The 12575-nt window shown below is 43.8% G+C and carries 15 protein-coding genes; 9 read left to right on the top strand and 6 right to left on the bottom strand.

Going from position 1 to position 12575, the window contains the following annotated elements; genetic code table 11:
- Window positions 1–448: 448 nt before the first annotated feature.
- On the bottom strand, window positions 449–1276 hold the full coding sequence (locus R7070_RS10690) for an SDR family oxidoreductase (RefSeq protein ID WP_017819960.1): 828 nt from the start codon (window positions 1274–1276) through the stop codon (window positions 449–451).
- Between the two features lie 44 nt (window positions 1277–1320).
- The gene (locus tag R7070_RS10685; protein ID WP_213905425.1) at window positions 1321–2235 is read right to left on the bottom strand and encodes a TIGR01777 family oxidoreductase; all 915 of its coding nucleotides are present in this window, start codon (window positions 2233–2235) and stop codon (window positions 1321–1323) included.
- Window positions 2236–2490: 255 nt separating this feature from the next.
- Between R7070_RS10685 and R7070_RS10680 the strand changes: the two genes are divergently transcribed.
- The 6 genes from R7070_RS10680 to yfcE all read left to right on the top strand — a co-directional run bounded on the left by R7070_RS10680 (window position 2491) and on the right by yfcE (window position 5737).
- Window positions 2491–3225, top strand: a complete 735-nt coding sequence (locus R7070_RS10680; protein ID WP_005382077.1) for a DUF1538 domain-containing protein — start codon at window positions 2491–2493, stop codon at window positions 3223–3225.
- Window positions 3222–4013, top strand: a complete 792-nt coding sequence (locus R7070_RS10675) for a DUF1538 domain-containing protein (RefSeq protein ID WP_005382078.1) — start codon at window positions 3222–3224, stop codon at window positions 4011–4013. The genes R7070_RS10680 and R7070_RS10675 overlap by 4 nt, the downstream gene beginning before the upstream one ends.
- Entirely contained in the window at window positions 4003–4353 is a 351-nt protein-coding gene (locus tag R7070_RS10670; RefSeq protein WP_005382084.1) for a P-II family nitrogen regulator, read from the top strand. The genes R7070_RS10675 and R7070_RS10670 overlap by 11 nt, the downstream gene beginning before the upstream one ends.
- Window positions 4350–4757 carry a CBS domain-containing protein gene (locus R7070_RS10665; protein WP_005382085.1) on the top strand — a complete coding sequence of 136 codons (408 nt, stop codon included), beginning with the start codon at window positions 4350–4352 and terminating at the stop codon, window positions 4755–4757. The genes R7070_RS10670 and R7070_RS10665 overlap by 4 nt, the downstream gene beginning before the upstream one ends.
- Window positions 4758–4906: 149 nt before the next feature.
- Window positions 4907–5116 carry a hypothetical protein gene (locus R7070_RS10660; RefSeq protein ID WP_005382086.1) on the top strand — a complete coding sequence of 70 codons (210 nt, stop codon included), beginning with the start codon at window positions 4907–4909 and terminating at the stop codon, window positions 5114–5116.
- Window positions 5117–5191: 75 nt separating this feature from the next.
- Window positions 5192–5737 carry a phosphodiesterase gene (yfcE, locus tag R7070_RS10655; protein WP_017634822.1) on the top strand — a complete coding sequence of 182 codons (546 nt, stop codon included), beginning with the start codon at window positions 5192–5194 and terminating at the stop codon, window positions 5735–5737.
- 39 nt (window positions 5738–5776) lie between these two features.
- Here the strand turns inward: yfcE and R7070_RS10650 are convergent, their stop codons facing one another.
- From R7070_RS10650 to R7070_RS10635, 4 genes are read right to left on the bottom strand one after another with little or no spacing between them, the layout of a single operon-like run.
- Window positions 5777–6055, bottom strand: coding sequence for a SelT/SelW/SelH family protein (locus tag R7070_RS10650; protein ID WP_005382088.1), 279 nt, complete (start codon window positions 6053–6055; stop codon window positions 5777–5779).
- A gap of 21 nt (window positions 6056–6076) precedes the next feature.
- Window positions 6077–6832, bottom strand: a complete 756-nt coding sequence (locus tag R7070_RS10645; RefSeq protein ID WP_182039206.1) for a sulfite exporter TauE/SafE family protein — start codon at window positions 6830–6832, stop codon at window positions 6077–6079.
- Between the two features lie 46 nt (window positions 6833–6878).
- Complete coding sequence (gene toxS / locus R7070_RS10640; protein ID WP_005382091.1) at window positions 6879–7394, bottom strand: transmembrane regulator ToxS; 516 nt, start codon at window positions 7392–7394, stop codon at window positions 6879–6881.
- Window positions 7395–7405: 11 nt separating this feature from the next.
- Window positions 7406–8284, bottom strand: a complete 879-nt coding sequence (locus R7070_RS10635) for a transcriptional regulator (RefSeq protein ID WP_017819958.1) — start codon at window positions 8282–8284, stop codon at window positions 7406–7408.
- Window positions 8285–8555: 271 nt separating this feature from the next.
- On the opposite strand from R7070_RS10635, the gene htpG reads away from it, so the two are divergent.
- From htpG to hemH, 3 genes are all read left to right on the top strand, one after another.
- Window positions 8556–10460, top strand: coding sequence for a molecular chaperone HtpG (gene htpG / locus R7070_RS10630; protein ID WP_053303298.1), 1905 nt, complete (start codon window positions 8556–8558; stop codon window positions 10458–10460).
- Between the two features lie 320 nt (window positions 10461–10780).
- Window positions 10781–11425: an adenylate kinase gene (gene adk / locus R7070_RS10625; protein ID WP_005382094.1), complete on the top strand. Its 645-nt coding sequence runs from the start codon at window positions 10781–10783 to the stop codon at window positions 11423–11425.
- Window positions 11426–11590: 165 nt separating this feature from the next.
- Window positions 11591–12553: a ferrochelatase gene (gene hemH, locus R7070_RS10620; protein WP_054575221.1), complete on the top strand. Its 963-nt coding sequence runs from the start codon at window positions 11591–11593 to the stop codon at window positions 12551–12553.
- Window positions 12554–12575: the final 22 nt, after the last annotated feature.

Genomic DNA, 12575 nt, shown 5'->3' with positions numbered 1-12575 from the left:
GTCGTTGATATTAGATATGGAGTTGATTTAGGTGAAATTCAAGCGACATTCACCATCAATAATGAATCATTCTATTTTGAGAAAACGTGAGGTAATAGAGTGAGGTTATTGCTGCTCAGGTGTTAGATAAAAAGAAAACGCTGCCGAAGCAGCGCAATTCTAATGCTATTTGTTAGTGCGGTATCAAAATAGGATGAACATGGTCAACACTACACCCACACTAAGCCAGTTAAGCTGATTTAATGTCATTGTTGCCTCGCAGTAGTATAAACATTGCTACAAAACGTAATGGGTGGCGATACCAAATCTAAGCAACTCAATCACTTTGGGCGAAAGAATCCCCGCTGAATTGCGTAGAAATTGATTCGTTTAGTTGAGGTTTTTTTAACCTACATGTTCATAATGACATCACATTGTTACGGTGAAATTACATTTCGACAAAACTTTTTTATGCAGCCTGTCGCAAAATTTTATCAAGTGCACGGGTTGGTAATAGTCTTTTCAAGACTGCGAATAATTTAGTCGGTGTAGTAATTCGATAACGAATTTTCGGTGAAACGCTAGTTAATGCATGAAGAACTGGTGCGATGCAAGACTCTGCAGGCAAAACAAATCGATTATTAGACTTGTCGTTGTTGAGTCGCTCTCTTTGTCCTTCATAAGCATCACGATGGGGGCTAGATTCAATATCAACCCACTTCTCAAAGGCTCGTAATGCATTGTTTCTAAATTGAGTTTCGATCGGTCCTGGTTCTATCAATGCTACTTTGATATTCGTATCCGCAAGCTCTAGCCTGAGCGTATCTGTCCAGCCTTCTAAGGCAAATTTTGATGCATTATAGGCACCACGGTATTTCATTGCGGCAAAACCAAGAACAGAGCTGTTTTGTATGATGCGTCCTTCGCCTTGCTGGCGCATATGGGGAAGCACTTCTCTGACCAACTGGTGCCAACCAAAAAAGTTGGTCTGAAATTGATCTTGAAGAGCCTCGGTGGGTAAGTCTTCCAGTGCTCCGGGCTGACCATAGGCACCATTATTGAACACTGCGTAAAGCTTACCTTCTGCTAACTCTAGCGCTTGCTTCACGCCCGAAGAAATGCTTTCTGGGCTATTTAGGTCTAGATTGATGCAGGTTAGCCCTTCATTAATTAGGCGCTGGACATCTTGTTCTTTCCTACAAGATGCAATGACATTAAATCCCTTGTTTTGTAGGGCGTGAGCGCACACGTAACCGATGCCGGTTGAACAACCCGTAATGAGAATCGATTTTTTCATAATTTAATTTAAGACTCAGAAACATTGATTAGAGCCATCATTCATCAGCTCCGTTCATGAAGCAAGTGCTTGAGTGCTGGCTCTATTCTGGAGTAGCTAAATTTAAAGCCCAGTTCGGTGAGTTTTTTGGGTTTGGCTCTCATGCTATCAAACAACAAGCAGGAAGATTCTCCCATTAGGAGTTCCATCGCCCATTTAGGCGTGAACAAGATATGCGGACGTTTTAGCGTTTTAGCTAGTGTGCCGCTGAATATACGATTAGTCACAGGGTGGGGGGCGCACATATTGAATGCACCGTGGGCATGTGGTGTTTCAAGCAAGTACATGATGGCGCGGACCATATCTAGGATGTGAATCCAAGGCATGTACTGATTACCGTTCCCAAGTGGGCCGCCTACGCCAAGCTTGTAAGGTAATAGCATCTTTGCCAACGCACCACCATTAAGGCCGAGTACCACGCCAGTTCTCATTAGACAAACCCGAGTTTGTTCCGACTCTGCGCGCTTGGCTATTTGCTCCCACTTTGCACATACCTCGTGAGGAAAGCCGTCGCTATTAACATGTAAGCACTCATCAAACGGATGATCTTGTTGATCACCATAGTAGCCAACTGCCGAGCCACTAATAAAAACAGAAGGAGGTTCGGTACTAGCGTGGATCAGCTCAACAATTTGCTCGGTAATTTTCCAACGACTTTTGCAGATTTTTTCTTTTTGCTCGCTGGTCCACCTTTTATCCGCAATAGGCTCACCTGCAAGATTAATGACGGCATCAACGTGATTGAGATCGGCGAACGACTCGAGCGAGTCAAGGTATTCGATATTACCCAGATCAGCATGCTGTAGGCGTTGTTTTGCTCGCTCTGGAGAGCGTGTAAGTAGCATAACCTGGTGAGTTGATAGCAGCTTGAGCAACTCGGAGCCAATAAACCCAGTGCCACCTGTGAGTAATATCTTCATGTTATCTCTTTGAATGTTCACGTATTAGGACATTATAGTCGTTTTGTGCTTAGCTTGATCATCTCAACACCATTATTTCTGGGATAGTGACAAGCTGGCAGAGATACTATTAACTTCACATATTAGAAAATATGTAACTAAATGTTATAGATGGCGCTAGTGCATTCACGGTAGAAGAGTGAAATCTATGCCAGACTAGAAGTTATCGCTCATTGGAACGAGCGTAATCAGTTTGCACAATCAAGGAGGATAGGCATGGAAGCATTTGTTGCGCTTTTTCGAGCGCTCCTCAATAGTGCTCGTGACTTATTACCCATCATCATTGTTATCACTTTTTTCCAATTAGTCGTTTTGCAAGAGCCGCTGCCCAACCTGGTCTCCATTCTTTTTGGCTTGTTGCTTGTCGTTTTAGGATTAACCTTTTTTATCTTTGGTCTAGAACTTGGTCTTTTTCCTATCGGAGAGAGTATGGCTCAAGCCTTTGCAAAAAAAGGCAGCGTATTTTGGTTATTAGTCTTTGCGTTTTGTTTGGGGTTTGGCACCACGATAGCTGAACCTGCATTAACCGCGGTAGCGGAAGAAGCCTCAGAAGTTGCGGCAGAGGGCGGAATGATCGCTAACTCAGAGCAGTCCATGCAGGATTACGGAGAAGGACTTCGAGTAACAGTAGCTCTCTCAGTGGGGATAGCCATCGTTATCGGCGTTTTGCGTATCTTAAAAGGGTGGCCGATTCATTACATGATCATTGGTGGCTATGTAGGCGTTGTAATACTGACGTGGTTTGCACCTGAAGCCATTATTGGTGTTGCTTACGATTCCGGAGGTGTAACCACGTCCACCATAACAGTACCTCTGGTCACTGCACTGGGCGTCGGTTTAGCGTCTTCTATTAAAGGGCGTAACCCTATGGTGGATGGCTTTGGTTTAATCGCTTTTGCCTCGCTGTTACCGATGATGTTTGTGATGGTTTACGGAATGGTCGTAACATGATTTCAATTGATCATTTCCTAGACACTTTATTATCGACCGTTCGAGACGTCGTTCCCATCGCCAGCATTATTTTTGGTTTTCAGTTAGCGGTGTTAAGGCGTCCTGTTAGCAACCTTAAGAAAGTTTTGCTTGGGTTCGTTTATGTGATTTTCGGGCTAGCTCTTTTTTTACTTGGATTAGAAATGGCGTTGTTTCCACTTGGGGAGACGATGGCTGTGCAATTAACGGCGCCGGAGTTTTTACAAGAGTTCAAAGTATCTGTAGGGAAAGCCTTAATGTGGGTCGACTATTATTGGGTTTACACCTTCGCCTTTTTTATAGGCTTTAGTACCACGATTGCAGAGCCTTCTTTAATCGCTGTAGCGATAAAAGCAAACCAAGTCTCTGGAGGCAGTATCAGTATTAACGGCTTGCGCGTAGCCGTTGCGTTTGGGGTGGCAATTGGTATTGCATTAGGGAGTTACCGGATTGTCGTGGGCGATCCCATTCATTATTACATCATCGCGGGTTACATCGTCGTTGTGATTCAAACGTTTTACGCTCCCAAGCTTATTGTTCCACTCGCCTACGATTCTGGAGGCGTAACAACTTCTACTGTCACTGTCCCACTTGTAACTGCATTAGGGTTAGGGCTTGCTTCGACCGTCCCTGGAAGAAACCCAATGATTGATGGCTTTGGCTTGATCGCGTTTGCCAGTCTATTCCCTATGATCTCTGTGATGGGCTATGCGCAAATAACCCAGTGGCTGAATAAAAACGTCTCGGAGGAAGAAGAAAATGCGCTTTAAATTGATACTTGCGTTTGTTGAAGACAGCAAAACAGACAAGGTGTTGGACGCTGCACGCGATGCTGGTGCGACCGGTGCAACAGTGATTAACAATGCTCGCGGGCAAGGTTTAAATCAAAAGCGAACGTTTTTTGGTTTAACGCTAGAAGTGCAAAAAGATGTGCTGCTGTTTGTGGTCGAGGAACATCTCTCTCGACACATATTAGAAACCATTAATGAGGTTGGTGAATTTGACAGAGAGTCGGGACAGGGGATTGCTATTCAGATCGATATTGAAGATGCAGTCGGTGTCGCGCATCAAGTCGAGACATTGACCAAAGTAGTCGAGGATGAATTATGAGTGATCAAACGATAATTAGAGTTCGAGATGTTATGGCGGCAACGTATGTAATGGTTGATGGACTGATGACCGTATACGAAGGCATAACGCTAGCGAAAAAATACCAAGTCAAAGCGCTGGTGGTGAAAAAGCGAGATGATAATGATGAATATGGCATCGTGTTGATGAATGATATCGCCAAAAAGGTGCTGGCGAATAATCGTTCTCCTCAGCGCACAAATATTTATGAAATCATGACCAAGCCCGCTTTGTGTGTCGAACCAGATATGAACGTAAAATATTGTGCACGTTTGTTTGAGCGATTTGGCATAAGCAGAGCGCCGGTCATTGAAAGTGGCGAGGTCATTGGGATGGTGAGTTATAACAATATTGTCATCAACGGTATGGTGCGAGAAGAAGTGTAATAGGTTGATATAAATGAAAAATCAACGAATTTTTTCTCAAGTCAGCGACTGTTACAAAGAACTAAAATATTTAATATATGTTAGGTTGCATATGTGTTAATTCACCATTATTCTTTGCGCCCTAAGCCTAATGTCGAGGAATCTGTATCATGCCTTTAGTCTCTTGCCCCGTGTGTGAGAAACAAATCTCAAAACGCGCTCATGCATGTCCAGGATGCGGAGAGCCCGATCCGCTGCACCATCTAGCCAAATCAAAATTTATGTCGATGGTGTTTTGGATACTGGTGTTGGTTGGAACAGCGTATGCAGCATGGTTCTATGTTTTGCCTATGGTCATTGAATCATTGCGCTATCAGTAGTATTCAAACCGTCGTAGGTTGAGCTGCTAAAAAAATGCCGTAGAATGACCTCATACTTTTTGAGGAGACAATGTCGTGAAACTATTTTTTGCCTCAGACCTGCATGGCTCTTTGCCAGCAACTAAAGAAACCATTGAGCTATTTCTGGCCTCTGGTGCGCACCACCTGATTTTGCTAGGAGATACGCTAAACCATGGGCCGCGAAACCCTATTCCGGAAGGCTACAACCCTCCACAGGTAGCAGACTTATTGAACCAATACAGTGATCAAATTATTTCTGTACGTGGCAACTGTGATAGTGAAGTGGACCAAATGCTATTGAAGTTTCCAATGATGATGGATTACTCATGGGTGCTACTTGAATCTGGCAAGAGAATCTTTTTGACTCATGGTCACTTGTACAACTCTGAAAAACGGCCGCCACTGCGCGAAGGTGATATCATCGCCCACGGTCATACACATGTTCCCGTCGCAGAGATGCAAGACGGAGCCATTATATTCAACCCAGGCTCGATGACATTCCCACGTAATGGCTTACCGAGAAGCTTTGGTACTCTAGAAGACAATAAGCTAACGGTAAAAACGCCAGAAGGCGAAGTATTAGCACAAACCATGATTTAACGGTTTTACTAAGTAAAAAAATAGGGAGCGAATTGCTCCCTATTTTGTGTCTGAATGTCCTAAATCGCGTTCTGGGTCGATAATGTCTCTAACGCGCTGTTTTAGCACCTTGGCTTCAGGAAAGCCGCTGTCTTTTTTCCGTTCCCAAATTTGTTGGCCATTACAGAAAATTTCGAAGCGACCACCTGTGTCTGGGTGTAAGCTGATTGTTTCTATTTCTTCGCTAAAAGTATGCAGTAATTCTTGCGATAGCCAAGTTGAACGCAACATCCAGTTGCACTGGCGGCAGTAATAAATATCAATGATTGCTTTATCCATGAAACTTTCCTTTTAATCTTTTTAAACCAGCAACTTGATGCCCACGGCAAACGTGAGAATTTCGAATGCAACTTTAATCACTCTGTTACTGTATCGAGTCGCGGCCCATGCGCCTAAACTGCCGCCTAGAAATGAGCTTAACAATAAAACAGGCAGCCAAGCCCAGTGAATAGGGGCCCCTGCCTTTACGACGGCAATGCCTCCAATGCCATTCCAAAACAGGCCGACACAAATCATGGTGTAAGCAACGGCTTGTTTGTAGTCGTAACCAAACCAGCGCACCAAAAATAGTGTCACGAGCAAACCAGAACCTGCGGTAAGAGATCCGTTGATAATGCCGATAAACAGTAAGCCAATTCCACCAATAACCCAACCAATAGGATGACGGTTGCGTATTACTTCAGCTTGGCCTAGCGATGTCTTAAATCGCGAGTAGATACCTAGCGCTAGGATCATCGTACCGAGCATCTTTTCCGCGATACCATCAGGGATCTGTACAATTAAGTTAGCCCCTAAAATCACGCCAATACTACCGGACAAGATAAGGTAGAGCGCGATTTTCCATTTAATAGTGCCTGATCTTAAATGCGTGCTTGCTGCGCCTAAGCCTAAAGCGACCGAAGCCACTTTATGTGTGCCTAGCGCAACGGAGAACGGCAAGCCGAGAAAGATGAGTAAAGGGAATTGAAGCAAGCCTGCTCCGCCACCAGAAAGTGAAGCCAGCGTGTTGGCGATTAGTGAACCGAAAAAGAGAGTAGTGGTATCTAGCCAATCCATAAGTAAAACAAAGGGGGCGTCTTGCCCCCTTATCATCCAATCAAAATTAGTTTTTAAACAGTACCGAAGAACCGTGGTTCAAGCTAGTGAGCAATAGTGTTTTTTCGTTCACGACGTCAATACGACGACTTTGCTCCGCATCTAGCTTAAAAATTTGAGTAATCAAACGTAGCTGTGCTTCGGAAAAGTCTTTTGATTGAGAAGATGAAATATCTTTAAACTCCGAAGGCGAGACCAACAAATAGTTGTCACTTACTTCCCAGCGGCCTTTTTCCGAGATATTTATCGTTGATTCTGCGGTTGAACCTTGAGCGAATAGTTTTATATTTGCTACGCGAATATAGTCACCATTAGGGAGATATTTCACGTTTGATTCAACATTAACTCGGCGTAGTGGGCCGACAGTATCGTCAGGCAAGCTGTCTGTAATGACTGTCACCATGGTCGACTGCCATTCGTTTGCTGTGAGGAGCTGCTCCACTTTTAGGTCACTTCCCCAATACAACCAACTACTGAAAAGAACGGATACGGCCAAAACCGCAGATGCTAATTTAATCTTCATATTGGCCTCCTTTATTTGCAGATGTCTGTTGGATCGTTTTGACCTGCGAAAATACGCAGTGTTACGTTCTCGTAAGAGTGGTTACTGTCATGAATGTAGTTCAGAATCAGCTGGTTATTTTGTCCACCAGTGGCAATCACTTCAACTGGCAACGAGTCTTCTGCATGGTGCTTCACGTAGCGCTCAATGCATTGCTCTATTGAAGGCAACCAGTTGTTGATTTGAGGGTGATTTACAGGTGTCATCACTGGTACATTTTGATACTCACCAATCTGACGGAATTGGGATTCCGCAGGGTTCGTGAATAACAATACGCAAACAGGAAGCAGCAGAGACAAAAAGATAATGACACGCGGTAGCCAGTTAATCGTGTTAGATGCTGGCTTCGGCTGAGTTTTAGTCGGCTCTACTTGAGGCTCAAGATCAGCAGTAGTATCGGTCACTATCTCTGTTGGTGGTGTATCGCTCGCTTCTAACTCCACTGCTGGCGCTTCGTGTTCAGAAGCGGTTTCTTCAACGTCAGTGTTAGAGTCAGTAGAAAATGGGCTCAAGCGTTCCACTGAACAAATGAGTTGGTAGCCACGTTTAGGTACCGTTTTAACAAACTCTGGAGATTTTGTTGAATCCTTCAACATCTTACGCAGAGTAGAAATCGCTTGAGTCAGGCTTGAGTCATCCACCTCAAAACCTTGCTCACGCCAAACAAACTCGTGAAGCTCGTTACGGGTTAAAACTTCGTTTGGTCTCTCTGCCAACATCAGAAGTATACGGCTTTCGTTGCTTCCTAATCGTACAACGTCGTTGCCGTTTTGTTGGTCAGCGAGCGAATTACTATTTGGATCAAAGGTGAACCTTTGAGCAAGTAGAAATTTGGTGCCAATGTTAGTCATTTAGTTCTTCTTAGATGGATGATGTTGTAATTATGGTGATTTATGTCACAAAATTACCGGGGCGCTTGGAGTGCGCACGACATTTTAGATGCTTTTAGACGGGTAGGATAATTAAAATTTTCTAAAAAAACACCGTTTTTAGCAATATTGACCTTGAATTTACATTTGTCAGCCACATGTTAAATGACATCTCGGTAAGGTGATTTCAAGGGGAAAGTCACAAACTTGTCCCTATGAAAAAGCCAATTAGTTTAGATGTTATGGAGCACACATGAGCGAAACCGTATCTCAAAATAAAGAAACTCGTGGTTTTCAATCAGAAGTAAAACAACTACTGCATTTAATGATCCATTCTCTTTATTCAAATAAAGAGATCTTTTTGCGCGAGCTGATCTCTAACGCATCAGATGCATCAGACAAACTGCGCTTTCAGGCGTTATCTAACCCAGATCTATACGAAGGTAATGCAGATCTTTGCGTGAAACTGTCGTTTGATGAAAGCGCAAATACCTTAACCATTTCTGATAACGGTATCGGTATGAGCCGTGATGATGTGATTGAGCACTTAGGAACAATCGCAAAATCTGGAACAGCCGAGTTTTTCTCAAAGCTATCTGAAGAGCAGAGCAAAGACTCTCAGCTTATTGGTCAGTTTGGTGTTGGTTTCTACTCGGCATTTATCGTTGCTGACGCCGTTACCGTGCGCACTCGCGCTGCGGGTCTAGCCGCTGATGAAGCGGTACAATGGCACTCAGCGGGTGAAGGTGAGTACACCATCGAAAACATTACCAAAGAGTCACGTGGTACCGACATCATTCTTCATATGCGTGAAGAGGGTAAAGAGTTTTTGAATGAGTGGCGTCTACGTGACGTTATCAGTAAGTACTCTGATCACATCGGCATTCCTGTTTCAATCCAAACTGTCGTTCGTGATGACGAAGGCAAGGAAACAGATGAGAAAAAGTGGGAGCAAATCAACAAAGCCCAAGCACTGTGGACGCGTAACAAATCTGATATTTCAGAAGAAGAGTATCAAGAGTTCTACAAGCACGTATCACATGACTTTGCCGATCCCTTGGTCTGGAGTCATAACCGTGTAGAAGGTAAAAACGACTACACGAGCTTACTATACATCCCATCGAAAGCACCTTGGGATATGATGAACCGCGACCACAAATCAGGCTTGAAACTGTACGTACAGCGCGTATTCATTATGGACGATGCAGAGCAATTTATGCCGTCATACTTACGCTTCGTACGTGGTTTAATAGACTCAAACGATTTACCGCTAAACGTATCGCGTGAGATTTTACAAGACAATAAAGTGACTCAGTCTCTACGTAATGCTTGTACTAAGCGCGTGCTAACGATGCTCGAGCGTATGGCCAAGAATGACGAAGAGAAATACCAATCATTCTGGAAAGAGTTTGGTCTTGTGATGAAAGAGGGCCCTGCGGAGGACTTTGCAAACAAAGAGAAAGTTGCAGGTTTATTGCGCTTTGCTTCAACTGAAGTGGACTCTTCTGAGCAAACTGTGGGCTTGGCGTCTTACGTTGAGCGCATGAAAGAAGGTCAAGATAAGATCTACTACTTGACGGCAGACAGCTATGCAGCTGCGAAAAACAGCCCTCACTTAGAACAGTTCAAAGCGAAAGGCATTGAAGTTATCTTGATGTACGACCGCATTGATGAGTGGCTGATGAACTACTTAACTGAGTTTGATGGTAAACAGTTCCAGTCAATCACTAAAGCTGGGCTTGATCTAAGTCAGTTTGAAGATGAAGCAGAAAAAGAGAAGCAAAAAGAAACCGAAGAAGAGTTCAAGTCGGTTGTAGAGCGCACGAAGTCTTACCTAGGCGATCGTGTGAAAGAAGTTCGTACGACCTTCAAACTCGCATCTACGCCTGCTGTTGTGGTAACGGACGATTACGAAATGGGCACTCAAATGGCGAAGCTTCTTGCGGCAGCTGGTCAAGCTGTGCCGGAAGTGAAATACATCTTTGAGCTAAACCCTGAGCACAAATTGGTTAAGCGTATGGCTGACGAAGCCGATGAAGAAGCGTTTGGTCGCTGGGTTGAAGTTCTGCTTGGTCAGGCAATGCTAGCGGAGCGAGGCTCTATTGAGGATCCAACAGAGTTCTTAGGAGCCGTTAATCAACTTTTGACTAAGGTGTAATAACCTCTGCAAATCAAAAAGCTCGCATTTCGCGAGCTTTTTGTTTGTTGTCGCAAAATTTTGCATCTCAAGTGCTGAGTTAATAATCAATAGGGCGTGAAAGAGGGTACTGTTAACATTCTTTAGTCTTAATACACTCTTTGCTCAGAGAACCTGTGATAGAATCTGCGACTTGAATGTGAGTAATAAGGCGTGTATTTTTGCTCGCCTATATACGTTATACCGAAACTTATCGTTGCAGGTGCTTCTCAGGTTTGATGTCTAAGAGGTCAGCTATTGTGAGCTTCGGTATAAATCTTAAATATTAAAGAGGATAAATCATGCGCATCATTCTTCTAGGTGCTCCAGGTGCAGGTAAAGGCACACAAGCAAACTTCATCATGGAAAAATACGGTATTCCACAAATCTCTACTGGTGATATGCTTCGTGCTGCTATCAAAGCAGGTACAGAGCTTGGTAAACAAGCTAAAGCTGTTATTGACGCTGGTCAGCTAGTTTCTGATGAAATCATCCTTGGTCTTATCAAAGAGCGTATCGCTCAAGAAGACTGTGCAAACGGTTTCCTACTAGATGGTTTCCCACGTACTATCCCTCAAGCTGACGGCCTAAAAGAAATGGGCGTAGACGTAGACTACGTTATCGAATTTGACGTTGCAGACGATGTGATTGTTGAGCGTATGGCTGGTCGTCGTGCTCACCTTCCTTCTGGTCGTACTTACCACGTGGTTTACAACCCGCCTAAAGTGGAAGGTAAAGATGATGTAACTGGTGAAGATCTTGTTGTTCGTGATGACGACAAAGAAGAAACAGTACGTGCTCGTCTAGGTGTTTACCACGAGCAAACTGCACCGCTAATCAACTACTACGGCAAAGAAGCTGAAGCAGGCAAGACTAAGTACCTTAAGTTTGATGGTACTAAGCAAGTAGCTGAAGTTAGTGCGGATATCGAGAAAGCACTATCTTAATTTGCTGAAGTCAAAAATTTAATATTTTGATATATTGAAAGCGGCCCAAGTGGTCGCTTTTTTAGTTTACTCGTAAACATATATCTAATTAACCTCAGCTCGGCTATTCGTTACTTCGAGGTTACTTAAATATATGAACCAAGCCGTTTACCTGAATAGGATGTTATGAAAGAGAATAATAAACAGGGTGTACTCCTAGTTAACCTGGGAACTCCTGACGCACCAACCGCTCCTGCCGTAAAGCGCTTTTTAAGTCAGTTTCTTCATGATCACCGAGTGGTAGACATGACTCGATGGCTTTGGTGTCCACTATTGCACGGCGTTATCCTTCCTATCCGAGCTCCTAAAGTTGCCAAACTCTATCAATCAGTATGGATGGAAGAGGGCTCGCCGTTGATGGTGTACTCTAAACGCCAAACGGAAAAGTTGGCACAAAAGCTTGATATACCTGTAGAGCTTGGTATGACGTATGGTAACCCAGGTTTACAATCAGGCTTTGAAGCCCTATTGGCGCAAGGCGTTGATGAAGTCATTGTTTTACCTTTGTATCCGCAATACTCGGGCACAACAACGGCAGCGGTTTCTGACGGAATCACTAAAGCATTTAAAAACCTGCCTGTGATGCCAAGCTTTAGCTTTATTCGTGATTATTACAATCACCCGAAATATATTGAAGCGTTAGCGCATTCAGTTCGTGAACATTGGCAAAAGAATGGTCAGGGAGATTACCTGCTGTGTTCTTATCATGGTATTCCAAAACGCTATGCTGACAATGGTGATGTTTACCCACAGCATTGTGAAGAGACGACTCGCTTGCTTGGGGAAGCGTTAGGTTTAAGCGAACAACAAATTGGCATGACGTATCAGTCCCGATTTGGGAGAGAAGAGTGGCTTCAACCTTATACCGATAAGACCCTAGAGGCACTTCCTGCAAAGGGTGTGAAAAATATTAATGTTGTGACCCCCGCATTTTCGTCAGATTGTTTAGAGACGTTGGAAGAGATCTCGGAAGAGTGTAAAGAGATTTTCCTTGAAGCTGGTGGCGAAAACTTTACCTACATCCCTTGTTTGAACGATAGTGAACTTCATATCGAGATGATGGTTGAGTTAGTTCAATCTAAACTTTAGATACAAAAAAGGGTCGCAATAG

Source organism: Vibrio sp. 1557 (genome assembly GCF_033340175.1).
GTDB lineage: Bacteria > Pseudomonadota > Gammaproteobacteria > Enterobacterales > Vibrionaceae > Vibrio > Vibrio alginolyticus.
This window is presented reverse-complemented; position numbering and strand designations above follow the sequence as displayed.